The sequence below is a fragment of the Undibacterium sp. GW821-FHT11H02 genome (assembly GCF_058808015.1).
Window position 1 is genome coordinate 468,659 of sequence record NZ_JBXARG010000001.1, and the last position, 26,758, is coordinate 495,416.

Genomic DNA, 26,758 nt, shown 5'->3' on the forward strand with positions numbered 1-26,758 from the left:
TTCAGGCTTAGTTGCGATGGTTAGACAAACGTTCCTCGACGATTCTTGGGCTATCACCTTGTGCAATGCTAAAAAATATATCTGCCAACATTTCTCGTCGAACGACTTCGCGCCCCACAATTTCCTTTAATTTATTTGCCACAGGAAGGAAAAATAGATTGGCTAGTCCGACGCCATAAATCGTTGCGACAAAAGCGACAGCAATCCCACTACCCAATTTACTCGGATCAGTCAAATTTTCCATGACATGTATCAAACCTAAAACCGCACCTAGAATACCTATCGTTGGAGAATAACCGCCAGCGGCATCCCAAATCTTGATCGCCTGGCGTTGCTCCATTTCGTAGAAGGAAATGTCCACGTCAAGAATTTCTTTGAGACGCTCCGGATCGATGCCATCAATCACCAACTTCAACCCCTTTTCAATGAAGGGATCTTTGGAAGAGGTGATATAGCGCTCCAGGCTTAAGAAGCCTTCGCGCCGCGCGACTACACTCCAGACCAGCGCCTCATTGACATTCTTTTTGCTCTTATCTTCGGGCATGAATGCGATCCACTTCAGCATCTTAATTCCGCGAATAAAGACTGGCATACGACTTTGCAACAACACGGCACCGATGGTACTGACAACCACAATCACGAAAGCGGCCGGTTGCAATAAGGACGACAAATGTCCGCCTTCTAAGACCTGCCCAGAAAGGATACCAACTAATACTAGAATTATTCCTACTAAGCTAGCCCGGTCCACGCGCGCTCCCTCAAAGATGCTCTTAATCTCGCCACAGCCTGACTATGCAATTGCGAAACACGTGATTCAGAAACGCCCATAACAGCGCCGATTTCTTTTAGATTCAATTCTTGTTCATAGTACAAACCCATCAATAGTTTCTCACGCTCGGGGAGATTATTAATGGCATACACAACTGCATCACGAAAGTCTCCATGCAACAAATCTTGCAAAGGATCGCCCGAACGTTCGTCATTGCAAAAATGATCTAGAAAATGTTCCTTGGTATCTGCATCATGAAAATCCTCATAGTACAAGAGCTGATGCCCACCACTCTCACCCAACAACTCTTGATAGTCGATGAGAGTGAGTTTCAAATGCTTAGCCACTTCGGTTTCCATCGGCGGGCGTCCCAATCTTTGCTGTAGCTCGTTCATCGCCGTTTCGATCTTACGCATATTTTGACGCACGCCACGTGGCAACCAGTCACTACTACGCAGCTCATCCAACATGGCACCGCGTATCCTTTGGATCGCATACGTCTCAAATTGTGCCCCATGATTTTCTTCGTAACGATTGACTGCATCAAGCAATCCTATCATTCCGGCTTGAACTAAATCATCCACTTCAACACTGGGGGGCAGGCGAGCTTTTAATTGATAAGCCAAGCGTTTAACCAACGGAGCATGCTCAGTAAGTATTGAATTTTTATCTGATTTGCCGCTTGCTGTGTACATAAATAAATTAATTAATATTCCAAATGAGCACCCAGAGCAGGTATTGAATTCAATTGGAAGCTCCCGCTTGCAGAAGATACCAGTTTATCCGCCATGCGCACAAAAGCATTTGCAGCTTTCGAGAAAGGAAAGGCATCTACTACCGTTCTTCCCAACTCTGTAGCTCGTTTCAAATACATATCTTCAGGCACATGCCCAACAAAATTTAAATCTACCGCCAGATAACGTCGCGCGGTCAAAGATAAATTTGAAAAGACACGCTGAGCCTGATCTTCCGTTGCGCCAGACACGACAATATTATAAGTACGTCTGCCAAGGCGATTATTCAAACGCTTAATCAGGCCATAAGCATTCGTGATTGTCGCTGGATCAGTCGATACTTGAATCAACATTTCGCTTTCATCAAACGAAGACAAAATAAAAGAGTCATCAGAATTCAACTCACAATCCACCACCACCATATCTGATCGGTTCGCAGCCAAGTCAAATACTTTTGATAGGTCACGATAACCGCTTTGCGGCAAGCCTAAAGACTTAGGGATGATATTCGCGACTTTCGTCACGGATAACCCTGGCGACACTACCTTTATCACAGCGTCCATTGTACGCTGATGTCGTGCCACCTCCAACAGCGTCTGATCAGATTTCAAGTTTAGCCAAGCACTTAATGTTGAGCTAGTTGATTTTGCATCAACCATCAATGTATTTTTGCCGCTACGTGCGAACGTCGCTGAAAGATTAATCAGCGTTCCATTTCGCTCTTCTGCAGGCAGGGCAGACATAAAGGTGAGTACACGTAGTTTAGGCAGTTCCAGCATGCGCCGCAAGCCTTCCGCCTGATCAAATTTAGCCAAGATGTACTCCCGCTTTCGCCGCTCCATGTGCACTATTGAAACTTGTCCCACTCGACATCAATAGAGGCAGCTCATCATTTTCAAATTTATAGGCGGAGGTTTCACGTTTCAATTTGAAAGCACGATCCACCAGATATAGCTTATTGGCGACATGCAGATCCTCGGGCACGCGCTGACCACTCGCCACATAATAAATATTTAATTTTTGACGAATCGCAATATCCAATGCACCACCGATGGTCGCTGCCTCATCAAGTTTAGTCAAAATACAACCAGACAGGCCATTACCTTTATATGCACGTACTACTTCGCTCAGTGTCTCGCCAGTTGACGTCGCATTGAGGCACAGCAAGCGCTTCACGTCGACACCCGAACCAGACAACATGGCAACCTGTTCTGTGACCATTTTATCGCGCTGACTGACGCCGACCGTGTCAATCAAAACGGTATGTTTGTCTTTTAACTCACGCAAGGCAATTTTCAAATCTGCCTCATCTTTGACGGAATGCACCATAACACCGAGAATTTTCCCGTAAATCCTCAACTGCTCATAGGCACCGATACGATACGCATCAGTCGTAATCAAAGCCAATTTCGAAGGACCATGACGCATCACGCAACGTGCAGCCAGCTTTGCGGTGGTAGTGGTTTTTCCAACACCCGTGGGACCGACCAGCGCGTACACACCGCCGCGCTCCAAGATTTCATTTTCGTTATTAATTGCCGACATGTTTTTGACCAAAACCGACTTAACCCACTCTAGGCCGGACGTCGCATTTTCAGATTCAGGCATTCTTTCAACCAGGTGGCGCGACAAACTTGCGCTGAAACCAGTGGCCAATAATTCGCGCAAGATGTCAGCTTTATGTGGTGACTTTTGTTGCGTACCTTGCCATGAGATTTCGGACATTTTATTTTCCAACATCCCGCGCATAGAGCGAATTTCATTCATCATCAAGGCCATCTCAGCTTGATTGGCACGCACAGTCTGCTCAGCCTCCCAAACTTGGTTCGTATCAAATTTAGGCTCTGTCAAATGTGCTTTGGAATTAAATTGTGGCTGATCCACTGTCACTTGCGGCTTGGCTGATTCAGGCATGATAGATCCTAACATGCTGTCATTCATCGCCAAGATTTCTACTTGTCCATCGACATTCCGATTCGACAAAATGACGGCATCATCGCCCAAGGCGGCACGTACTTTTCTTAAAGCTTCGCGTGAGCTAGGCGCGATAAATTTCTTAACGTTCATAATTGTCCTCCAACTAGGCTAGTCACCCGTATAGTTTTTGTTTCTGGCAATTCCGCATGCGATAACACTTTGACCTGAGGCAAGCTACGCCGTAGGAATCGGGCCATCAAGGCGCGCAAAGGGCCTGGTACCAATAACACGGGCGTTAGCCCCATTTGCTGTTGATGTTGTGCTGCGACCTCGGTTTGCATTGCTAAAGTGTCGGCCAGACCTGGTTCCATGCTGGCGCCATCGACGCCATTGCCCTGTAAGGTTTGCATGAGTAAGCGCTCCAATTTATTGTCCAGAGTCATGACACTCAGCTCATTCCCAGTGGGGAAAATCTGTTGCACGATTGCGCGTCCCAAAGCGATCCTGACCTGCGCCGTTAGTTCATTCGCGTCTTGTGTTTGAGTGGCGAACTCAGTCAGGGTTTCTACTATCGTTCGCAGATCACGGATGTGTACCCCTTCTATCAACAAGTTCTGCAATACTTTTTGAATGATCGATAGAGACAAGACGCGTGGCGTTAAATCTTCAATTAGCTTCGGTGAATCTTTCGCCAAATGATCGAGCAATTGCTGAACTTCATGACGACCTAATAATTCAGAAGCGTTACTTGTGATGAGATGATTCAAATGTGTGGCAATGACTGTCCCAGCATCTACCACGGTGTATCCCATAGACTGAGCCTGCTCCTTGGTCGCAGCATCTATCCACACGGCAGGCAAGCCAAAGGCAGGATCGGTTGTTGGAATACCTGGCAATGGACCTGTAACCATGCCAGGATCTATCGCCAAAAATTGGCCCATATTGGCTTCGCCCGCTCCAACTTCAACTCCTTTAAGGGCAATCCTATAGGCACTTGGTTTCAACTCCAGATTGTCACGGATATGAACTGGTGGCGATAAAAAACCGATGTCCTGTGCGAATTTTTTTCGTATGCCTTTGATCCTACGCAGTAATTCGCCACCTTGAGTTTTATCAACCAGTGGAATTAAACGGTAGCCTACTTCCAAGCCTAAAGTATCAACAGGAAGGATGTCTTGCCAAGTCGCTTCTTCCATTTCAGGGGTTGGTGCTGGTGCCACCGGCGCCTGATCTGCGGCCTCAGGCGCAGCTGCACGTTTTTCCATTAAATACCCGCCGCCAGCTAGCGCTGCGGCCAGCAGGATGAATGCGATGTGTGGCATACCTGGAATGACACCCAAACCGCCAATAATTGCAGCCGTAATGTAAAGAACCTGTGGTTTAGCAAACAATTGGTTGATAAATTGACTGCCAATATCTTGTTCGCTCGCCACACGAGAAACCACAATACCTGCTGCAGTAGAAATGATCAAAGAAGGAATTTGCGCAACCAAGCCATCACCAATTGCTAGTAGCGCATAGATTCTCGACGCATTCGCAAAGTCGAGATCATGCTGCACCATACCAACAATCAGTCCGCCTACGATATTAATGATGGTCACAATAATGCCCGCGACTGCATCACCCTTCACATATTTGCTGGCACCATCCATTGCGCCATAAAATTCGGCTTCTTGAGCCACTTCAGTACGACGTTTGCGAGCATCTTGTTCACCAATTAATCCAGCATTCAAATCAGCGTCAATCGCCATCTGTTTTCCAGGCATCGCATCCAAGGCAAAACGAGCACCAACTTCAGCGATACGCCCCGCACCTTTTGTCACCACCGTGAAATTGATAATAGTCAAAATAATGAAGACGACGATACCAACTGTGTAATTACCGCCAATCAAAAAATGTCCGAAGGCCTCAATGACTTTACCGGCAGCATCTGGGCCCGTATGTCCTTCTGTCAGGACAATACGAGTTGATGCGACATTGAGTGACAGACGCAACATGGTGCTCACCAACAAAACCGTTGGAAACACCATAAAATCTAAAGGTCGCACAGTATAAAGACTAGTCAGCAAAACGATAATTGATAGCGCGATATTGAAACTAAAGAAAATGTCCAGAGCAAACGCCGGCAAAGGCAAAATCATCATCGACAACATCATGATGATTAATATCGGTGCCGCTAGAGCTTTACTCCCCATACCCGATAACCAGCTAGGAAATTTTAAGGAATTCATGTTGGCATTTCACTTTTTATTGACATTGGATCCAGACCATCTGGCACAGCAATATTCTTAGGTTCTTGAGGCGGCAAACCACCCGTTTTTTTGAAAGTCTTTAGTTGGAATACATACGCGAGTATTTCAGCGACTGCTGCGTACAAGGCCTCAGGAATTTCGTCGCCTAGTTCTGTATGTTTGTGTAGAGCACGTGCTAACGGAGGGGCCTCTAGAATTGGCACATTATTTTCTTTTGCGATCTCACGAATTCGAGCCGCGACTACGTCGGTACCTTTTGCCACAACGCGCGGCGCACCGGATCCATCAATATATTTTAGAGCAACGGAAAAGTGGGTTGGATTCGTCACCACCACATCGGCGGTCGGAATTTCAGCCATCATACGGCGGCGAGCCATCTCGCGTTGTTGTGCACGTATTTTGGCTTTGATCTGAGGATTACCATTTGCTTCTTTTGATTCTTGTATCACTTCCTGATGCGTCATTTTCAACTTTTCGGCATATGCCCACATTTGATATGGCGCATCGATGACTGCAATCAGAACCAAACCACTCACAATCGTCAAAAAACAAACACCCAGCATATGGCCCACGTGTGCACTACCTTGCTGTAGTGTTTCATGCACCAGACCGAAAATTGCCTCCTTTTGACGCATGATCACAACCCATGCGATGACACCAATCAAGATCGTTTTCAAAATAGCTTTGACTAGTTCAACACCAGAACGTGCAGAAACTAAATTGCCCAAACCAGCGATAGGATTGAGACGTGAAAACTTAGGCTCTAAGGCCTTAAAACTAAACAACCAACCACCAATTAATAATGGTGAAGCTAATGCAGCAATCAATAAGAGCGCAGCAATCGGCATGAAGGCCAGCATCACCTCTTCAACCATATTTAAGATCCGAGTCAACAAGAAACTTGAGTCGAATGCCACCGCCCGCTCAAACGACACACCAGTAACCAGACTCTTTTCCAATTGACGGAACAGCGTATCGCCATAGAAAAATAGACCACCGCCCGCAGCCAATAGCACGGTACAGGTCGAAAGCTCACGGGAGCGCGGGACGTCGCCCTCTTCACGCGCTTTTTCAAGGCGCTGGGGCGAGGCCGGTTCCGTCCGTTCTAATCCACTGTCGTCAGCCATTTGTTTTCCATTAGTATCGGTACTAGCACTATCTCTCTAGGACAAATTATTAACGAAAAGCGCCGCGTGACATCAATGGAATAAGCAGTGATTCACCCCTTAGTTCTCAAAAACAAGAGAGAAAGGCGAATCCCACTAAAAAGCGTGAGTAAGGTGAAAGAAAATCGGAAAGTACAATAAAAAAACTCTGCAATCTGAATTCGATTGCAGAGTTTGGTCAATTAAGACAAGCTAGCACCGGGTTAAGTGCTAGTCTTAAGAAAGAAACTAGGCTGAAGCGATATTTTTCGCCCACACCAATGCCGAAAGATGTGCCTTATTAACATCTTCATGTGCAATTTTTAGTGTTTCCGCTAATGATTGCACCAGCATACTATTTAATTCACAAGCTTCCGCCAAAGCTAGATAAGGGCCATACACGCCGCTGCGTGACACTAATGCATCAACTACCGATTCAGGTAATTGGATCGTTGACAAAACTTCTTCCATCGGCAAGCCGAGTAATCTATCTAACAAGGAAAACATGCCTGCAACAAATAAATTTTCAGCCTCGGTTTTGCTCATAAATGGCTGACCAAGTATCTCTGCGAAACGCCCGCGAATAATTGCAGTTTCAAGCAATACTGGAGAATTTCCGTTCGTGCTAGCTGTTGCCAACAATAGCGACAACCAGCGATATAGAGGGCTATAACCCAAAATTGTGACGGCATGCTTTAGTGACTGTACTTCTGTACGCAAACCAAAACCGGCAGAATTTATATATCGTAATAATTTATACGCCAAAGCAGCATCGCGTTTAACCACGGTTTCCAATTGCTGAATATCCGCGTTTTTGCGTATCATTTCCATTAATTGAAGTATCGTAGTCTGCGTCGTATTTAGCCCCTTTTGCGCCAAGTTTGGGCGAGGTGTCAAATGCAGTTTGCCGACAAAACTCGAGAGGCCCAAAGCCGCACAGGCATCAAAATCTTGCCAGCTACCGACATTACGCGCCACCATTTGAACATTTGACTGTTTAAGCGCAGCGTACATTTTTGCTTGCGATGCCAAGTTACTGGAATCGAGCTGTACTTCCATGTGGGTAATCAGCGAGAAAAATGAACGCTCGAGTGCGGTAATATCCGCATTACGGAGACATATACCAAAGCCTAGAGCACGTAACTCTTTGATCGTTTCCAAACTAGCAGGATCACCAAAATAACGTTTCGAGAAAATCAAAACGGTATTTTTCGCAGAAAGTTGACGCAAACCTTCCGCTTGTAACAAGCCAGGAACAGCCTCCAAGAAAATCAGACTATCCCCGAGCAAAAAACCCTTTTCTTCATCATGAAATTCAGCCGCAACAAAAGACATCAAAGAACTCAGCGTGGAAATATCCACCTCAACATTCTTTGCACCATTTTGCCACGACAGCTGAAATCCTATGACTCGTTGAGTTGGATCCAGTAAAGGCTCTCTGACAATGAAATTTACATCACTCATAAATTAAGAATTATTTTTTCAATTAAAAACCAAAATCAATTTCAATATTTTTCAATTTGGTTTCGATTTGATCTACAACTAAATCTGGACACGCGATCCACAATTGAGCCTGAGTGCAGCCAAAGAAATCAACTTTCATCACGTTCTGATCATGAAATTAACTGTTACAAAATTCCAGACAGTTTCATTCCATTATTACGTTTGCTTGTTCAATCTGATAAGCGAGAAACTAGGCAGGTTTGCCTAATTTTTCGAAAATCTTTGACAACTTCTCATCCAATGTCGCTGCCGTAAAAGGTTTGACAACATAGCCATTTGCGCCAGCCTGGGCTGCAGCAATAATGTTTTCCTTCTTCGCCTCTGCAGTCACCATCAAAACAGGCAACTTTGCCAACGCTGGATCAGCACGAATATGCTGCAACATCGTCAGGCCATCCATATTTGGCATGTTCCAATCCGAAATAACGAAGTCGAAATCTCCACCTTTCAACTTGGCCAATCCTAAGGCACCATCTTCTGCCTCATCAACATTGGAATATCCAAGTTCCTTGAGAAGATTTCGTACAATACGACGCATAGTTGAAAAATCATCTACAACTAAAAATTTGAGGTTTTGATCAGCCATAACTTACTCCATAATTTCACAAAGGACGGTAGTACATATTATCGGTTATATACACATATTTGGGTATGCAATTTCTTCGCAATTCCCTGATTTGACACTAAACACGCAACGCTCGACTACCATGCTGATCCAGATAATGAAGGACTCGATGAGATAGTTCGTTAAGCGGCGCTACTTCATTGACAGCACCAACTGCAATTGCTTCCCTGGGCATTCCAAATACTACACAGCTTGCTTCGTCTTGGGCAAAATTGTACGCGCCAGAATTTTTCATTTCCAACATTCCTTCAGCACCATCCTTACCCATGCCAGTCAAAATAACGCCAACTGCATTTTTACCTGCATACTTTGCCGCCGAACGAAACAATACATCGACCGAAGGTCTATGCCTATTTACCGGCTCACCATCGCTCAATTCGGTCACATAATTCGCACCACTACGTGCCAATAACAAATGAGAGTGACCCGGCGCGATATAAGCATGTCCTGGCAAAATGCGCTCCCCACCTTGCGATTCCGAAACCGAAATCTTGCACAATCCATTCAAACGAGCCGCAAATGACTTGGTAAATCCTTCCGGCATATGTTGAGTGATCAGTATCCCAGGACAATCAGATGGCATTTGCACTAAAAAATTCTTAATCGCTTCCGTTCCGCCTGTAGAAGCACCAACAATGATTAATTTTTCACTACTCACCAATGGATTCCTTACAGATGGCAGTACTGACAAAGTTGGGTGATTATGGTTGCCACTTGCTATGGTTCTGGCACGAATCTTTGCTTTTGATGCTGCCCGAATTTTGTCAGTAATTACCTGAGAATATTCTAACATTCCACTTTGGATCGAGAGTTTTGGTTTCGTCACAAAATCCACCGCGCCCAACTCTAAGGCGCGCATCGTGATCTCGGATCCTCGCTCAGTCAACGACGATACCATGATCACTGGCATAGGTCGCAGCCGCATTAATTTCTCCAAGAAGTCCAAGCCATCCATTTTCGGCATTTCTACATCAAGCGTAAGCACGTCTGGATTGCATTGCTTAATCAAATCACGCGCAACCAAAGGGTCAGGCGCAACACCGACAACTTCCATGTCCGGCTGGCTGCGAATAATTTCGGTCAAAATACTGCGTATCAGTGCCGAATCGTCAATAATTAATACTTTAATCTTCATTGGTATTCCACGTCGGGTGATTGTTCGTCTTCATTAGTATGTAAAAAAGCAAGCATATAACTACTGCCTTACATTCAAAATAAATCTACATCCCCGCCAACAGGAGCACTCTTTAATCGACTTGCATAATCGAGCTCGCGTTTTTTCAAGGTATCGTTATGCTCAACTTTTAGCTTCTTCACCAATACTTTACCAGTACGAGGAAAGAAGTAAACTTTGCGCGGATAGATATCATTAAGATCTTCGGCTATGACGCGCATCCTTTCCATTCTTAGATAATCCAAAACAAACTTTGCATTTCGCTCACCGACATTAATCGCTGTAAAACCACGCAAGACGTTTCCACCACCAAAAACCTTGGCTTCCATATTCTCTCTACGAGCACCAGCCTTTAGCAATTCGTTAATCAGTACTTCCATCGCATAAGTGCCATAGCGCATTGAAGCAGACACCGGATTGTCCGAATTTTCGCCGCCATCGGGTAACATAAAATGATTCATTCCGCCTACGCCGGAGACACGATCACGAATACAGGCTGAGACACACGATCCCAAAACAGTAACGATTAACATGTCTTTACCTGTGAAATAAAACTCACCAGGTAATATCTTCGCTGCATCACAATCAAAAGTGCGATCGTAATAAACGTTAGTCGCAAAGTGTTCTTCACTAAACTGACTCATGGATCACCTTTTATTTAGATCGTGAGTGCCAGACTTCTTCTGTTTATCATCTTGACTTGCTAAGACATAAACGGTCTTTCCACGCAACTTAAAATCGTCGGAAACATACAAGAAATTCTCTGAATGCCCGGCAAATAGCAAACCGTCCGACTTCATTAGTGGCACAAATTTTTTCAAGATATTTGATTGCGTAGGCTTATCAAAGTAAATCATGACGTTTCGGCAGAAAATTGCATCAAACTCGCCGTTTAAATGCCATCTATCATCTAGCAAATTAAGTGGTTCAAATGAAATCAAATCACGTAATTCTGGTCTAACTAGTACAGTACCTTCATTCTTACCACGCCCCTTGAGAAAGTATTTGCGTACGATCTCCGGTGCCATTTTTTCTACACGCTCTATGTTGTAGACACCGCGCGCGGCAACACTCAAAACATTTGTGTCAATATCAGTTGCAACAATTTGCAAATTTGGTTTTGAAGTATGTAGAGCTTCGCAAATACAGATTGCAATTGAATAGGGCTCTTCACCGGTAGAACTTGCCGAACACCAAACTCGCAGCGGTCCATTTTTCTTCTTTACGTGTTCCGCTAAAATAGGAAAATGATGCTCCTCACGAAAAAACGATGTCAGATTCGTCGTTAAAGCATTGGTGAACGCTTCCCATTCAGCACTCTCACTTTCTCGCTCAAGTAAATCCAAGTAAGTCGCAAAAGACACAATACCTGTGGCACGTAAACGTCTTGCCAATCGGCTGTAGACCATCTCCTGCTTACTATCCGATAAAGAGATACCTGCCCGGCGATAAATCAAATCACGAACGCGTTCAAAATCACGATGATTGAATAGAAATTCTTTTTCACCTTCAGTTCTATCTGCCGGCTTCGCCATCCGATTTTTCCTGTCTCAAATAAACATCAATCCTACAAGCAAGCGTGATTCGATTGCATTCAAAATATACTCAATCCGCGTGATCCATTAATCCCATCTCGGGGCTAGACATCAATTTTTCGATATCGACCAGAATTAACATACGTTCGTCGAGTGTACCCAAGCCTATCAAAAAATCATCATTGAAAGTGGTGTTCATCTCTGGCGCAGGACGCACTTGTTCAGGCAGTAAAGTCATTACATCAGAAACACTATCGACGACCATGCCAACCACACGTGTACCAATATTCAAAATAATTACCACAGTCAATTGGTCATAAGTTGGAGTACCGAGATTAAACTTAATGCGCATATCTACGATCGGCACAATAATGCCGCGCAAATTAATAACACCTTTCAAAAATTCAGGCGCATTCGCAATTCGAGTCACGGCTTCATAGCCACGAATCTCTTGCACTCTCAAAATATCAATACCGTACTCTTCACTGCCTAAGGTGAACGCAAGAAACTCATGCGTAGTAATATCACCTTTATTTGCAGTACTACTTGCAACTGAATTGTCAGAATTTTGTGCCATGTTAAATTCCCCATAAACCAATGTTAATTCAAAATTATCGTACTGAACGCAATAAAGCTGCGACATCAAGAATTAAGGAAACGCCACCATCACCCAAAATAGTAGCCCCTGAAATTCCAGGAATTTTCCGATAATTCGATTCAATATTTTTCACAACAACTTGCTGTTGCCCTACCAGATCGTCCACAAATAAGGCCGCTTTTTTTCCATCAACCTCTACGATAACGGTGATTCCATCAGACGGATTGGTATGCTGCGGAATGATATTAAACGTCTCATATAAGGGAATTAAAGGCAAGTATTCCTCGCGTATTTTAATCACCCGACCTTTACCATTAATTTCCTTAATATCTTCGTGCCTTGGTTGCAATGACTCCACGACAAAACCCAGAGGCAGGATATAGATCTCTTCCCCGACTTTAATCGACATTCCGTCAAGAATTGCTAAGGTCAACGGCAGGGAAATCGTGATGGTAGTACCAAAACCTTTTGCTGAGCGTATGTCAACCACGCCGCCCATTTGCGTAATATTCCGTTTGACGACATCCATGCCAACGCCGCGCCCAGATACATCTGTAACGACTTCCGCCGTGGAAAATCCTGGTGCAAATATCAATTGCCAGACATCGACATCTGACATTGAATCAGAAACGGCCAAACCATTTTGTTTGGCCTTTTCCAAAATCCGATCACGATGCAAACCACCACCGTCATCACATACTTCGATCACAATATTGCCACCTTGGTGTACAGCAGAAAGCGATAATCTGCCAGTCTCACTCTTGCCATTTGCAACGCGCGTTGCTGGCATTTCTATTCCATGATCTATACTGTTTCGCACTAAATGTGTGAGAGGATCGACTATGCGTTCAATCAGTCCTTTATCTAATTCTGTTGAAGCACCATAGGTGACAAACTCGACTTTTTTACCCAATTTTGTTGCGAGATCACGGACCATACGTGGGAAGCGCGAAAACACATAATCCATAGGCATCATGCGAATCGACATGACGGCCTCTTGCAGGTCTCGGGTATTGCGCGTCAAATGAGCAACACTACTAAGCAAACGCTCGTTAGACACAGGATCTAAATCCTGCGTACGCTGTGCCAACATCGCCTGGGTGATCACTAATTCACCAATCAAATTAATAATTTGATCGACTTTTTCTATACCTACTCGTATTGTGGTCGATTCTTGCGTGCCTACATTTTTATCAACTTCTTTTTTTGCTTGTGGTTTTGCGCTGCTGGTAACATCTTGTACCGCTTTTTCTATTTTTTTCGCAGTTTCAGCTTGAGTTTCCTGCTGAGCTTCCGGCGGAAACATTTGATCTAAGGGTTGAAAGAAACCATATCCCAACTCCTCTTCTGTCTTCTCTGCAGTAGAATCAAACTCGTGCGACAGCGTTTCACGTGAGATTGAAATTTTATCGACGTCCAGAATAAAAGAACAGACCGCCAAAATATCGTCTTCACTACCATTCGTATTCAAGACAATCGTCGCGCCCCCCTCTTTTGTTTTTTCAGAAGAAGCAGTACCTAACAGTCCCAATTCATTGGTCAATAACTTTAGATCTTCGTCTCCAACCTCGATAAACTTTATGCGAAAGCAAAATTGAAATTTTTCATCTTCATGAGGCGCTTTAGATAGTGAACTCAATTCAGCAACAGTTGCCGGTTTGGTCTTAATCTCTTCCTGAGCAAACGATTGCAAGAGCATTCTGACATCGCCAACGGCATCTAGATCTACAGCAGATCCTACTCGATGCCCATCCAATTGCATCTTCAAAATATCTTTCGCAGCTAGAAATGCATCGACATGCTCGGCTGTTAGCGCCATTTCACCTTTTCGAATTTTGTCTAACAATGACTCCAAGATATGAGTCACATCACTCATATCAGTCAGCCCAAAAGTAGAAGCGCCTCCCTTAATCGAATGTGCCGTACGAAAAATAGCATTGAGATCCTCTGGATCTGGGGATTCGACATTCACGCCCAATAACAACTTTTCTTTCTCTGCGAGAAGCTCTTCAGCCTCATCAAAGAAAACTTGAAAGAACTGACTCATGTCAATCGTCATTATTCCACCCCATTTTTACTCAAAAGCTTTTCGCAATAATTGCGCAAACTAGCCAATAACTTTTTTTACCACTTCGGTTAACTTCTGTGGATCAAATGGCTTCACCAACCAACCGTTAGCACCTGCAGCTCGACCTTTGGCTTTCATATCGTCACTTGATTCTGTCGTCAGCATCAAAATAGGAACACGTTGATAGCTTGGCATTGCACGCAGTGACTTAATTAAAGTCAAGCCATCCATACGAGGCATATTTTGATCGGTCAGAACTAAATCCACGACTTGATTCTTTGCTTTTTCAAGACCATCTTGACCATCTACAGCTTCAATGACCTGGTATCCGGCCGCCTTCAAGCTAAAGGCAACCATTTGACGTAAAGACCCTGAATCATCTACCGCTAAAATTGTTTTGGCCATCATTACTCCATTCAGAAAATTCGGGAAATAAAATTCCCAGATCTAAGCACAACTCAAAATAATTCGATATCACCGCTATCCAAATGCTCTTGATTGACGGTCTTGCGTAAAAGGCTCTTCAATTCAACGCTCTGTTGTTCTAACTTTTCTGTCACTTCAGTTAATAAGCTTTCGATTTCATCATTTTCTCCGACAGTCGAAATCACATTGCCGACAACATCCAAAGTACAAAGCAACTCTCTGAGTCCGGCACTACGTTGCATCGTTCTCGAAATTAATTGACTAGTAAGATCCTGAAATTGCAGACTGGTAACCGCCTTATTGATATGCAATGCAATGTCAGACTGAATTTGCTTTAATTTCTCCACATTTTCTTCTGGCACATTCACACTACTCACAATCATACTAATCTGTTCTTCTTGAGAAAGCACGGAGGCATGCAAGTCCAAGAAATTTGCACCAAGCTTTTCAATCGCTTCCGCAAGTAGAATTGTGGTCTGAATCAAATCAGTTTCAACTTCAAGCAAGTGGGCAACGCCGTGATCTGAAACCCCAGCTAACAGTTGCTTTACTCTAGATCCCAACATCTTTTTCTTTGACATCGTTAGCGTCCCGTTCTGCAATCCGTCGATTGCAACTCTTCAAGTGATGATTGACATCTTACTTATTTCCCTCAATTGGGACTTCAATTGACTTCCCTAAGTCAACTTCGCCACCATCTTGAGAGGCTGACAATTCAGTTTTCTTATTCATCACAATGATGCTAATTCTACGATTAACAGGATTTAATGGATCGACTTTATCAAATAGAACTGAAGATGAAAGTCCAACGACGCGTAGCACTTTCTTCTCATCCATCCCACCATAAATTAATTCACGGCGAGAGGCGTTAGCCCGATCGGCAGACAACTCCCAATTACTATACCCCTTCTCACCACTACCATAAGGTGCCGCGTCAGTATGTCCAGATAAACTGATGCGATTCGGAACCTCATTCAAAGCCAAGCCGATTTCGTGCAAGATCTCTCTGGTATAGGGCTGCAAGTCAGCCTTAGCAGAAGCAAACATAGGTCGATTTTTTTCATCAACCATTTGTATCCGCAAACCTTCAGTCGTAATATCGAGCAAAAGCTGCTTCTTAAATTGTTTCAGTGTTGGATTTGATTCAATTGCCGCTTCAATTTTTTCTTTTAGATTTTTTAGTCTCTCAGCGTCAGCTTTAGCTAATGCCGCTTCCGCAGCTTGAAGATTGTAAGTTTTCTTAACGGAGTCAATCTCCCCCTTACGTTTTTGTCCTTCTTGCAAAGAAAGATCTTTGCCGCCACCTTTGATTACACTAGAACTATCTCCACTACCATCGCCGCCAGACATAGCAACCTTCAATGGCGTTTGAAAATACTCTGCAATACCTTGCAAATTACCTTTTGCAGTCGAACCCAATAACCACATCAGCAAGAAAAATGCCATCATAGCGGTCACAAAATCCGCATAGGCGATTTTCCAAGCACCGCCATGATGGCCGCCAGCGACTTTCTTGATTCGCTTTACAATAATTGGCCTGAGTTCATCATTCGCCATTTTAACTATCTACCCAATTATTTTGACTTTGATTGTTTAATATGCTCTTCCAACTCAGAAAAACTTGGGCGCTCTGTCGAGTACAGAACCTTTCGTCCGAATTCAACTGAAAGAGCCGGCGCATAACCATTTAAACTCGCCAACAAAGTCACTTTGACACACTGAAATGCTTTAGATGACTCATCCAATTTTTGCTCTAACAAACTAGCAAGTGGCCCAACAAAACCATATGCCAACAAAATACCAAGAAATGTTCCAACCAAGGCTTTAGCAATCAATATTCCCAGCTCGGCCGGAGGGATGCCAACTGATTCCATCGTATGCACAACGCCCATCACTGCTGCAACAATACCGAAGGCAGGCAAACCATCACCCAATTTAGCCATAAAGTGCGCAGGAATTGCGCCTTCATGGTGATGCGTCTCAAGCTCGTTGTCCATCAGATTTTCAATCTGAAAGGCATCCATATTTCCCGACACCATCAAACGTAAGTAATCACTCAAAAATTCCATCAAATGATGGTCATTTACTACCAAGGGATACTTACTAAATAATGGACTTTCCTCAGGCTTTTCGATGTCACCTTCAATTGACATTAAACCTTCTTTGCGTATTTTTGTGAGGACATCGAACAACATGGTCATCAACTCCATGTACATCGCCTTTGTGTACGGAGAGCCCTTTAATACAGAAGGCAAAGCCTTCAATGATGCCTTCAAAGATTTAGGGGTATTGCCAACCAAAGCAGCACCAACTGCTGCGCCACCAATCATCAGTAATTCAATTGGCTGAAACAACACTGCCATATGTCCGCCGGCAAGCATAAAACCGCCGAATACGGATCCACATACAACTATATAACCCACAATAACTAACACGAGTTAGACTCCTTAATCAGTTGGACCTCGAATTAACACGGTTTTCGAGCTACAGCTTAAGAATACCAGCGATCTGGTAACATTAGGCAACATTTCCCAGAATATTGCTCAAAAAATATATTTGTGTTGTTTCATTATATGCGCCAGCCAAACAAAATTGGACCACTTGGCTCCAATTCCAAACGCAGATCTGGCTCTATGCCAGGAACCACAAATTCATAACTCAGGAAAATCGATCCAGGCCTCATTTGAGCTTGAACCTGTCCCCAAATCGATGGCATCGCTGCCGGTGACAAATAACAAAATACAATATCAAACGACGCCAAATTACATTCAGTATAGCTACCCAAATTAATCTTAACGCCCGTCTTTGCAATTGTTGCTCGCAATGTGCTAACAAGCCAAGGCAAAGGGGCAATTTCGACACCATAAAATCGCCCTGATGTAGCACGCTGAGATAGCTTTATAAGCAATCCCCCCATGCCGCTACCTAAATCGATAAATTTAAATTCTCTGTCAATTGGCAACAGATCCAGTATTGGCTCTATTAAAATGGCTTTTGAAGGATAGTAAGGAACTTGCGTTCGATAAGTTGACCAAAACAGCAAACTTAGAACAAATAACCCGATGAGATAAAAATGCGGAGATATATTTTGTTGATAAGAGAAATAAATCAACAAAGGGAAAGAAAATTGGATGAGACTCCACCACCAATCAAATCGCAGAATCAGAGCTGCGACACCAGCAATAGAGCAATGAAGCAAAATGGCAAATAAGAGCGAAACTACAAGATCAAAACTAAATTTCAGAAACAGCAACAAAAAATACGTCAAAACCAAACTGCCAATTTGCAGCAGCAAAGATCGAACACCAATAGACAACTTCAAATTGCTCACCCCTTATAAGCTACAAACAAAAGCCTAAACTAAAGCAAGCAAATTCTATCGCAACTAATTCAGCACCGGTGACATTTCTGTCAAACGTGATTTTTTCGTTTTACCAGCACGGGAAGGAACATGACAGAGTCCGCAAGCATAATGATCATGCAAATCAAGCGAATGCCCGACAAATTGGCCTCCACAATGCTCACACTTCACAAACGAGAGCATGTTGCCTTCAAAAAAACGCACTAATGTCCAGGCACGCGTTAGCGATAGCACAGCCTCCTCACCATCTGCAATAGGCATCTGCTCAAGATAAAGCTTGTAAGCTTTAACAACCGCATGGATGCCGCTAATTCCAGCATGCTCACGCAAATATTTGAAAATATTCATGAACAACGACGAATGAATATTAGGCTGCCAAGTAACGAACCAATCGGTTGAGAACGGCAACATACCTTTAGGTGGAGAGACACCTTTTAACTCTTTATAAATCTTCAACAAACGCTCACGTGACAATGAAGTTTCCGATTCGAGTAACTGTAAGCGTGCACCCAAGTTGACCAAATCAACAGCCAATTGAATTTCGTTAGCCTCATTTACAATACTTTTCGTTGCCATGATTACACCTCAATATTCAAGAACAATGTGAAACGCTAATTCAAACACTTAAGCAATTTCTTCAACTTTTTGGCCAGCCATCAATATAGCCGCATGAGAATGCGCCAAAGAGCGTTCTTTGTTATAATTTGTCAACATGCAAAGAATTGAACTATCTTCGAATCTGAAACGTGCCAACATCATGTTGGAACCTGCCAGTTTCAAAATTTGAGCGTTATTTAAACCCTCAATCAGATCGGCGATTTCTTTACCAATACCCAAACGGAAGATCGCAGTTGCCTTGTCCGCACGAATCATTTGCTGAGCGAGCATGAGGTAACTCAAGTTAGCATCGCGAATTTCAGCCATCATATCATTTGGTGTCATTTTAGCACTCCCACTATTTAATCCTGACAGAATGTGTTGCCAGTGGGATACATTGTGTTACCAAGCAAAATACTGGTGTATCAGCGGAACTGCGGAATTGAATTCGGAAAATAAAGAAAGACCCAATAGGAATTCATCCTACATTGGATCAGCAATGAAGAGTTGCGAAAATAAATTCGCAATTTTAATTTGAAATTAATAATTTTCTTATTTCAGCATGAATCAAGAAAACCATCATAAAAACAATAACTTAGATATTTTTTAAAAATAAAACTACTGCCTTCAAATACATTAACGGCAGTGATTCCGAAAACTTTAGGGTCAACAGGAAAATATTTTTAAATTTATTTTGAGCTATTCCTACAAAGCTTAACGGCAAAAAAAAGCGCCACTTTAGGGTGGCGCTCAAAAAAAATTCAAAATTTTGTTGGTATTTTGCCTGAAAGCATTAAAAAAACATGTAATTTAGTCACTGCCAAATCGATAAATTCAAAAAAATGTGCTGATCAACACACCCGATTACTATTTCGACGAGTTAGGATTCCGTTTTCCAGAAGCAGTTTCCATTGGATGCTTTAGAAATATCGTTAAGCAATTCCTCATGCATGTTCAATTCAGCGTCGCTTGCATTACAAACCAATACATTAAAATCAATCTCTTCAATTTCTACAACTTTAGCAATGACCTGAGTCTGCTCTTCCTCTTCTATACTAAAACTATTCTGCCCTCTAGACATGGCTAAAAATACATCAGCCAATAACTCAGCGTCCAATAAAGCGCCATGCAACTTTCGGTGTGAATTGGAAACTTCGTAACGATCACACAGAGCATCTAGAGAATTACGTTTACCAGGATGAAGTTCTTTTGCCTGAACTAAAGTGTCGACCACATTCGATACATGCTCTTCAAATTTGGGCAGTCCCAGGCGCTCAAACTCAGCGTTCAAAAAGCCCAAATCAAACGGAGCATTATGAATAATAATTTCTGCATTCTTAACAAATTCAATAAACTCCGCTGATATCTGAGCAAAGACAGGCTTGTCGCTCAAAAACTCAGTCGTCAATCCATGAACGGCTAGCGCCCCCTCTTCTGAATCACGTTCTGGATTGATGTAACGATGAAAATTATTCCCAGTCAACTTGCGATCAAGCAATTCAACACAACCAATTTCGATGACTCTATTTCCTAAACGAGGATTTAGACCAGTCGTTTCAGTATCTAATACAATTTGTCTGCTCATAGACACTTCTCTCTTTTCTAGTTTATTTTATTTAATATCTTCGACTTAAATATTGTTGATTACTTCATCGGGAAGCCAAGAAAGACTGACTTTAGCTGCGCTCAAAGATTCGGACAAAAAAGCCGCGTCGGTACCAACTAAACCCACATGAAGCAAACGATTATCGAAATAAATATAAGGTAATTTCTCTCGACGCCAGAACGGTATTCGCAAACTCTGAAAATGACTTTTCATGTCTCTAGATGGCCGTAATTTGCCTAGTCGTAGGCGCTCACCACCAGCGCGCTGTCGGACTTCCAACTTATTATTTAGAAGAAATTCAGCATCAATGCCTATGTCGCCATACTGAAATAAAAGACGTCCTTTTAACTCTGGGAAATAGTGACTCTCTTCGCCCTTCCATTGAAAACCTAAAGTACCTACAAAGCTACTGATGCGACTTGTATCAAGCAAGCTGATTTTGTCGTCATAGCGGTATAAAACAAAACCCAAATGTTGAACTGTTACGCGCGCATCTTCACGCGCCTCAAACAATTGGGCTTGCATTTCACGTAGTTTAGAAGAGGATGGTAATTGCAGGCCATGTTTCGATAACCAATATCGGAATAGATTAGTCAATCGATCGGGACTTAAGGCACTCAATGCACTAATTTTTAAATCAGCACCATCGCGACAAAGCCCAAAATCTTGCTCAGCGACTTCATCAAGGATACGATTTGCAGAGCGTACATGTTCTGAAGTGCGCAACAGCCTTTCAGAAAAGTCAGGCGCAATTTTTTCTATCTCTGGCATCACCAAGAGTCTAAGTGCATTTCTAGTGTAACAAGTTGCGGTATTTGATTCGTCTTCAATATGTGAGAGATCATGTGATTGCGCATAGCTAAGCAAGGTTTGTTTCGTTTCCTGCAGCAAGGGGCGCGCTAACAGCAAATCCGCATTTTCGAGTAGTGAAGCAGCGTAATTGAAATAATCCATTCCCGCTAAACCTCGCACCCCAGTGCCACGCAACAACTGCATTAACATGGTTTCAGCCTGATCATCTTGGTGATGAGCGGTGAGTAAGAGAGGAATTTGATCAAGCGCACAAAGTTGTCCCAACGCGGCATAACGCTGGCTACGTGCTGCCGATTCGATGCCCAAACCTTGAGAGCTGACCGCTACCCGTGAAGCTCGAAAGCGAATATGGTCTTCATGACACACGTCCTGACAATGTTGCAACCAGGCATCCGCATTGGGGCTCAATCCATGATGTATGTGAAAGGCATGTAGGGGAATATTTTCTTGCTTAGCAAAACGATGGGCGATCTTAAGCAGGACAGTTGAGTCAAGTCCCCCACTGTAAGCAACTGCAAACCCTTTTTGCTTACAAGCAGGTACTTGACTCTCTATGATGCCAGCAAGTCTGGCAAAAAAACCTTGTTCGAGTTGCTTAGCACTGTTTAAGTGCGATGAACTCATTCTGCTACTCGGGTTTCCTTAAACTTACCATAACTCATCAACTTTTCATGACGAGCCGCTAGTAAATCTTTAGTCTTCATACCTTGGAATTGGCGCAATGTATCCGCCAATGCACGCTTAACTAAAGCGCACATTTGTTTGGGGTCACGGTGAGCCCCGCCCAATGGTTCATTAACAATTTTATCGATTAAACCCATTGCTTTTAAGCGATTTGCGGTCAAACCGAGTGCTTCCGCGGCATCGGAGGCGCGCTCGGAAGTCTTCCATAAAATAGAAGCACATCCTTCAGGAGATATTACAGAATACGTCGCATATTGCAGCATCAACACTGAGTCGCCAACCGCCAGCGCCAAAGCGCCCCCAGAACCGCCCTCACCAATAATGGTCGCGATCAATGGCACTTTCAACTCGGCCATGACGTATAAATTATGACCGATAGCTTCAGATTGCCCACGCTCTTCTGCATCAATCCCTGGCCATGCACCAGTCGTATCAACAAAGGTAAAAACCGGAATATCAAATTTTTCGGCCAACTTCATCAGACGCATCGCCTTACGATAGCCTTCAGGCTTAGGCATACCAAAATTGCGCATTGCTCGTTCTTTGGTATCACGACCTTTTTGATGTCCGATTACCATGCATGCCTGACCGTTAAATCGTGCCAAACCTCCGACAATTGCCAAATCGTCCGCAAATGAACGATCACCATGCAACTCATGGAAATCCGTAAATATCTGGGAAATGTAATCGAGCGTATAGGGACGTTGTGGATGACGGGAAATTTGAGAAACCTGCCAAGGCGTCAATTTGGCATAAATATCTTTTGTCAACATCTGACTTTTTTGTGACAGTCGATCAATTTCTTCTGAAATATCTACCGCAGAATCATCTTGCACAAAACGCAATTCTTCTATTTTGGTCTCAAGTTCTGCGATTGATTGCTCAAATCCTAGAAATGTCGTTTTAGTCATCGTGCCTCCTTAAAAAATCCACACGAGTTAAAAATAAAGTTAACTTAATTTAACTACTTCAATTTATATTAAATTTGAATCTAAACTACGCCACATATACCATGTCGCGACAGTTCTCCACGGCTCCCAATTTGCAGCAACTTCCCTGATATCGATACGCGACACGGGTTCACCTGAGAAATAATTCTTGCTAATGCCTGAGATTAGACCATTATCGTCCAAAGGCAAAATATTTGGCCGTAATAAATTAAAAATCAAAAACATTTCGGCGGTCCAACGGCTTATGCCTCTAATCTGTACAAGTTCAGCAATCACTTCTTCATCCGACATGTCGGCCCATTTATCGACATGCACCTTACCATCTTTAAAATGCGTCGCTAAATCTAGGATGTAATCCGTTTTACGCTTAGATAAACCGCTTGATAACAATTTATCCTTCCCCATCGCCAAGACTTGTTCAGGCGTAGACTTTGGACATACTCTTAAATAACTTTCCCACAAAGCATTTGCGGAAGCACCAGAAATTTGTTGAGCGATGATAGAGCGCGTCAAAGTTGTAAATGGATCGTCTCGTCCCATCAGGTACAGATCACCAAATTGTGGAATTAATTTACGCAAAATTCTATCGCGCTTCATCAATTCAATCTTAGCTTCCTCCCAGTATTCTGGAACGTGTAATTCCTCATTACGGACTCGACTATTTTTATTCATTTATTATCTTCCGTATTACCAAGACACACCAAGAGCCAAATAGGCACTGCATCCAATATTCGTCATTAGCCTTTGTAGACCTGACGGTTTTAAAGGAAAGCCGCCGATTTTACATGATAATGATTCTGAAAAGACTATTTTATCGCTGGAAAAAGCAATGAGGCGCGGATAAAAATCTATTTAACTACTAAAAATTAGTAGCAATTCAAGCACAAAAAGAATGCACAATGGGTTTCAAACATGCTTAGCGATCACAGATTAAATGAATTGTGCGAACTCAATTTGAATTATTCAATCACCACTTAAGCGGCGCTGATGATATTTCTCGTCAATCAACATTAGAATGCTACTTTTTCGCCTCATGTAGACAATATCTACAACGCATCGTTGAGTTTATTTGTTAAGATTGCGCCTGATCTGATTCAGCGAGCTTAAAGCAAATTAGAAGATCAACAAAGTAAGCTAATGCAAGCGCCTCAAGCAAAATGATCTGACTCATAAAATTCACGAAATCAAAAGAAAAGATACTCAATTACATTATGCGACACTCGATAAAAAACGCTTTTGCAGTCACTATTTTACTCAGTGCAATGTTTCCGGCGATCAGTTTTGCGGATGATGCCAGTGACGCTAGTAAACTTTATAAAGCCGGACAATTGAATGAGGCATTAAAAAAAATTGATACCGTATTAAGTCAACGTCCAAAAGATGCGCAAATGCGTTTCTTGAAAGGGATTATCTTAACTGAGCAAAATAAGGCCAATGAGGCTATCGTCATTTTTACAAAATTGACCGATGATTATCCTGAGCTACCAGAGCCATATAATAATCTCGCGGTTTTATATGCGTCGAATGGCCAATATCTGAAAGCTAGTACTGCACTAGAAATGGCAATTCGTACCAATCCGACGTATGGTACTGCACACGAAAACCTGGGTGACGTCTATGCTAAGCTAGCGAGTCAATCGTATGACAAGGCTTTACAACTAGATTCAGGAAATTCGACTGCAAAACTGAAACTGAGCTTGGTGAAGAATTTATTTGGCAACTCATCTGGCGGCACCAATCCCAAAAATACTGCTGTCGCAACGCCTATTGCAACTTTACCTCCTTCGCCGACAGTAACAGCTGCGCCGCCAAAGCAAGTCGAAGCTAAAGTTGCAAGTACGCCTGCGACGAACACCAGTAAAGCTAGCACAAGCTCTAGCGATAAAGACACCGTGCTTGACATTGTTGAAGCTTGGGCAAAAGCCTGGAGTAATCGCGATGTCGCAAAATATTTAGCTTACTACGGCAAAGATTTTCAAACACCCAAAGGCGAATCTAGAAATGCCTGGGCAGAAGATCGCCGCTCGCGAATTGAAGGTAAAGGAAAAATCAGCGTTCGAATTGAAGACGCAAACATTAGCATTGATGGAAATTCCGCAACTGTAAAATTTAAGCAGTTTTATAGCTCTGATCGCCTTTCTTCCACCAGTAGAAAAGTTCTAGTTCTCAGCAAGCAAGATGGCAAGTGGCTGATTAAGCAGGAGCGTTCGGGTAGCTAATGTTTTTCATTTTCCCTAGAGCTGTTTCAATGCGTAGGCTCATTGAAACAGCCGCAATCAGTGTAACCACAGCCTTGACTTTAGTTTTTGCCAATACTCAGAACGCATGGTCAAATAATAATCCGCCAGACAAGTCTAGTTTTCAAATAACGAAGCAGGGCCCCAATCCAGATTTAATGCTGATTCAGGTATATCAGCATTTAGCCAACAACGAGTTAGATAAGGCACAGACAAAGATTGATACTTTGTTGACCGCCTACCCCAATTTTCAATTAGGGCATTTAATTCGTGGTGATTTAATTACCATGCGCACGCGACCGGTGAATCGCTTTGGTGCGGTCAATGGATCCGCCAATGACAAGTTAAAGGATTTGCATGAGGAAGCTCAGGCACGCATTCGCGCAATCACAGAACGCCCGCAAAAAGAGTTAATTCCCAACGTACTTTTACAAATGAGCGACGAACAGCGCTATGCATTGGTGATGGACGCAAAACGTGCGCGGATTTTTCTTTACGAAAATATAGGCGGTACCCCTACTTTGGTAAATGATTATTACGTCAGCCAGGGTAAGTTGGGGATTGATAAATTTAAAGAGGGAGATCAACGTACGCCGCTAGGTGTGTACTACATCACCACGCGTCTGCCGGGCGCTAAGTTGCCCGATTTTTATGGCCCTGGTGCACTTCCGCTAAATTATCCTAATGAATGGGATAAGTTGAATGGCCGTGGTGGCTCTGGAATTTGGTTACATGGCGTCCCACAACACAATTACAGTCGCGCTCCGCTTGCTTCGGATGGGTGTGTCGTGTTGTCGAATCAAGATTTTTTGGCCTTAGCTGCGACGGTTGACATAGCGAAAACGCCGGTCATCATTAGTGAACGCATTGAATTCATCAATCGAGCCAACTGGGCCGTGGAAAAACAATCAGCTCGAAAACTGCTCGATGTATGGCGCACTGATTTTGCGACCGGAAATCCCAATACCTTGGCACGTCATTACAGTAAAAATTTTAAATCAAGTCTGAATGAAGGACTAACTAGTTGGCTACAAAAACGAACACAGGGTATCGCGGGAATACCAGACACCAGCATTAAATTGCGCGACATTTCTCAATTCAGGTACCCTAGTCGTGAAGAAATTATAGTCAGTAGCTTCATCCAAGATATCAATACAAGTCGAGGCCTATCTAGCTTTAAACACAAACAGTATTGGACTAAAGAATCAGGTCAATGGCGTATCGTTTTTGAAGAAAACACTCTCATCGCAGGCAATCGTCTCGACCCTGAAGTAGCGAGGTCGCAACTACCAGTTGCTCAAGTTAGCGTCGCTAAAACATCGCAATTAAGAATAGAAAAAGTAGAAGCAGCATCTACTTCAAGCAATAAAACTGAGAAAACAAGCACAACAAAATCTACTAATTTAGCTCACAACGAGGTGTTAAAAACCGTCGAGCAATGGGTCAAAGTGTGGAGCCAAAAAAACACCAAGGCATATCTGGCCCATTATGCCAAAGAATTTCAAACACCCAATGGCGAGTCGCGTAAGTCATGGATGGAAGAGCGCCGTTCACGTATTGAAGGTAAAGGCAAAATTACAGTGCAACTAGATAAGCCAACGGTTACAGTAGACGGCAACACAGCAACTGTTAAATTCAGACAAAACTATCAATCTGGTGCACTTGTAGCAAGTAGCAGAAAGACCTTGCTGATGGTTAAGCAAGACGGAAAGTGGCTAATAAAACAAGAGAAAACTGGTAGTTAATTGAAACAAGCAAATTTGA

General features: G+C 43.2%; 26 protein-coding genes. 2 read left to right on the plus strand and 24 right to left on the minus strand.

Translation table 11 applies throughout. The features are described from left to right. Positions 1-7: 7 nt before the first annotated feature. The 24 genes from AC1RR2_RS02125 to AC1RR2_RS02240 form a co-directional block, all read right to left on the minus strand. The gene (locus tag AC1RR2_RS02125; protein WP_493220650.1) at positions 8-748 is read right to left on the minus strand and encodes a flagellar motor protein; all 741 of its coding nucleotides are present in this window, start codon (positions 746-748) and stop codon (positions 8-10) included. Continuing rightward, the gene (locus AC1RR2_RS02130) at positions 730-1,464 is read right to left on the minus strand and encodes an RNA polymerase sigma factor FliA (protein ID WP_493220651.1); all 735 of its coding nucleotides are present in this window, start codon (positions 1,462-1,464) and stop codon (positions 730-732) included. The genes AC1RR2_RS02125 and AC1RR2_RS02130 overlap by 19 nt, the downstream gene beginning before the upstream one ends. Positions 1,465-1,475: 11 nt before the next feature. Beyond that, complete coding sequence (locus AC1RR2_RS02135; protein WP_493220652.1) at positions 1,476-2,318, minus strand: MinD/ParA family ATP-binding protein; 843 nt, start codon at positions 2,316-2,318, stop codon at positions 1,476-1,478. Continuing rightward, positions 2,311-3,570, minus strand: a complete 1,260-nt coding sequence (gene flhF / locus AC1RR2_RS02140) for a flagellar biosynthesis GTPase FlhF (protein WP_493220653.1) — start codon at positions 3,568-3,570, stop codon at positions 2,311-2,313. The genes AC1RR2_RS02135 and flhF overlap by 8 nt, the downstream gene beginning before the upstream one ends. Next, complete coding sequence (gene flhA, locus AC1RR2_RS02145; RefSeq protein WP_493220654.1) at positions 3,567-5,651, minus strand: flagellar biosynthesis protein FlhA; 2,085 nt, start codon at positions 5,649-5,651, stop codon at positions 3,567-3,569. The genes flhF and flhA overlap by 4 nt, the downstream gene beginning before the upstream one ends. Continuing rightward, positions 5,648-6,799 (minus strand): flagellar biosynthesis protein FlhB, encoded by a 1,152-nt coding sequence (flhB, locus tag AC1RR2_RS02150; protein ID WP_493220655.1) that lies wholly within the window; start codon positions 6,797-6,799, stop codon positions 5,648-5,650. Before flhB ends, flhA begins: the two co-directional genes overlap by 4 nt. A gap of 267 nt (positions 6,800-7,066) precedes the next feature. Then, on the minus strand, positions 7,067-8,281 hold the full coding sequence (locus AC1RR2_RS02155) for an EAL and HDOD domain-containing protein (RefSeq protein ID WP_493220656.1): 1,215 nt from the start codon (positions 8,279-8,281) through the stop codon (positions 7,067-7,069). A 229-nt stretch (positions 8,282-8,510) separates the two neighbouring features. After that, positions 8,511-8,906, minus strand: a complete 396-nt coding sequence (gene cheY / locus AC1RR2_RS02160) for a chemotaxis response regulator CheY (RefSeq protein WP_314862798.1) — start codon at positions 8,904-8,906, stop codon at positions 8,511-8,513. Between the two features lie 97 nt (positions 8,907-9,003). Next, complete coding sequence (locus tag AC1RR2_RS02165; RefSeq protein ID WP_493220657.1) at positions 9,004-10,080, minus strand: protein-glutamate methylesterase/protein-glutamine glutaminase; 1,077 nt, start codon at positions 10,078-10,080, stop codon at positions 9,004-9,006. A gap of 74 nt (positions 10,081-10,154) precedes the next feature. After that, a complete protein-coding gene (cheD, locus tag AC1RR2_RS02170; RefSeq protein ID WP_186942954.1) occupies positions 10,155-10,763 on the minus strand; it encodes a chemoreceptor glutamine deamidase CheD in 609 nt (202 codons plus the stop codon). Positions 10,764-10,766: 3 nt separating this feature from the next. Continuing rightward, complete coding sequence (locus AC1RR2_RS02175; RefSeq protein ID WP_493220658.1) at positions 10,767-11,654, minus strand: CheR family methyltransferase; 888 nt, start codon at positions 11,652-11,654, stop codon at positions 10,767-10,769. A gap of 70 nt (positions 11,655-11,724) precedes the next feature. Beyond that, positions 11,725-12,231: a chemotaxis protein CheW gene (locus AC1RR2_RS02180; RefSeq protein WP_493220659.1), complete on the minus strand. Its 507-nt coding sequence runs from the start codon at positions 12,229-12,231 to the stop codon at positions 11,725-11,727. Positions 12,232-12,265: 34 nt separating this feature from the next. After that, positions 12,266-14,311 (minus strand): chemotaxis protein CheA, encoded by a 2,046-nt coding sequence (cheA, locus tag AC1RR2_RS02185; protein ID WP_493220660.1) that lies wholly within the window; start codon positions 14,309-14,311, stop codon positions 12,266-12,268. A 48-nt stretch (positions 14,312-14,359) separates the two neighbouring features. Then, complete coding sequence (locus AC1RR2_RS02190) at positions 14,360-14,725, minus strand: response regulator (protein ID WP_493220661.1); 366 nt, start codon at positions 14,723-14,725, stop codon at positions 14,360-14,362. Between the two features lie 53 nt (positions 14,726-14,778). Then, positions 14,779-15,327, minus strand: coding sequence for a chemotaxis protein (locus AC1RR2_RS02195; RefSeq protein WP_493220662.1), 549 nt, complete (start codon positions 15,325-15,327; stop codon positions 14,779-14,781). 58 nt (positions 15,328-15,385) lie between these two features. After that, positions 15,386-16,303 (minus strand): flagellar motor protein MotB, encoded by a 918-nt coding sequence (gene motB / locus AC1RR2_RS02200; protein ID WP_493220663.1) that lies wholly within the window; start codon positions 16,301-16,303, stop codon positions 15,386-15,388. Between the two features lie 17 nt (positions 16,304-16,320). Then, entirely contained in the window at positions 16,321-17,181 is an 861-nt protein-coding gene (gene motA / locus AC1RR2_RS02205) for a flagellar motor stator protein MotA (protein ID WP_493220664.1), read from the minus strand. A 134-nt stretch (positions 17,182-17,315) separates the two neighbouring features. After that, positions 17,316-18,068: a class I SAM-dependent methyltransferase gene (locus tag AC1RR2_RS02210; RefSeq protein WP_493220665.1), complete on the minus strand. Its 753-nt coding sequence runs from the start codon at positions 18,066-18,068 to the stop codon at positions 17,316-17,318. A 63-nt stretch (positions 18,069-18,131) separates the two neighbouring features. After that, positions 18,132-18,683, minus strand: coding sequence for a flagellar transcriptional regulator FlhC (gene flhC / locus AC1RR2_RS02215; RefSeq protein ID WP_493220666.1), 552 nt, complete (start codon positions 18,681-18,683; stop codon positions 18,132-18,134). A 48-nt stretch (positions 18,684-18,731) separates the two neighbouring features. Beyond that, positions 18,732-19,049, minus strand: coding sequence for a flagellar transcriptional regulator FlhD (flhD, locus tag AC1RR2_RS02220; protein WP_390209525.1), 318 nt, complete (start codon positions 19,047-19,049; stop codon positions 18,732-18,734). A 535-nt stretch (positions 19,050-19,584) separates the two neighbouring features. Then, positions 19,585-20,289, minus strand: a complete 705-nt coding sequence (gene dnaQ / locus AC1RR2_RS02225; RefSeq protein WP_493220667.1) for a DNA polymerase III subunit epsilon — start codon at positions 20,287-20,289, stop codon at positions 19,585-19,587. A gap of 45 nt (positions 20,290-20,334) precedes the next feature. Then, positions 20,335-21,747: a tRNA lysidine(34) synthetase TilS gene (gene tilS / locus AC1RR2_RS02230; RefSeq protein ID WP_493220668.1), complete on the minus strand. Its 1,413-nt coding sequence runs from the start codon at positions 21,745-21,747 to the stop codon at positions 20,335-20,337. Further along, the gene (locus AC1RR2_RS02235; protein WP_493220669.1) at positions 21,744-22,718 is read right to left on the minus strand and encodes an acetyl-CoA carboxylase carboxyltransferase subunit alpha; all 975 of its coding nucleotides are present in this window, start codon (positions 22,716-22,718) and stop codon (positions 21,744-21,746) included. The genes tilS and AC1RR2_RS02235 overlap by 4 nt, the downstream gene beginning before the upstream one ends. Before the next feature lie 63 nt (positions 22,719-22,781). Beyond that, complete coding sequence (locus tag AC1RR2_RS02240; protein WP_493220670.1) at positions 22,782-23,429, minus strand: DNA-3-methyladenine glycosylase family protein; 648 nt, start codon at positions 23,427-23,429, stop codon at positions 22,782-22,784. Positions 23,430-23,968: 539 nt separating this feature from the next. On the opposite strand from AC1RR2_RS02240, the gene AC1RR2_RS02245 reads away from it, so the two are divergent. Both AC1RR2_RS02245 and AC1RR2_RS02250 read left to right on the plus strand, forming a co-directional pair. Then, positions 23,969-24,976: a L,D-transpeptidase Cds6 family protein gene (locus AC1RR2_RS02245; protein ID WP_493220671.1), complete on the plus strand. Its 1,008-nt coding sequence runs from the start codon at positions 23,969-23,971 to the stop codon at positions 24,974-24,976. Positions 24,977-25,005: 29 nt separating this feature from the next. Next, the gene (locus AC1RR2_RS02250; protein ID WP_493220672.1) at positions 25,006-26,739 is read left to right on the plus strand and encodes a L,D-transpeptidase family protein; all 1,734 of its coding nucleotides are present in this window, start codon (positions 25,006-25,008) and stop codon (positions 26,737-26,739) included. Positions 26,740-26,758 lie beyond the last annotated feature (19 nt).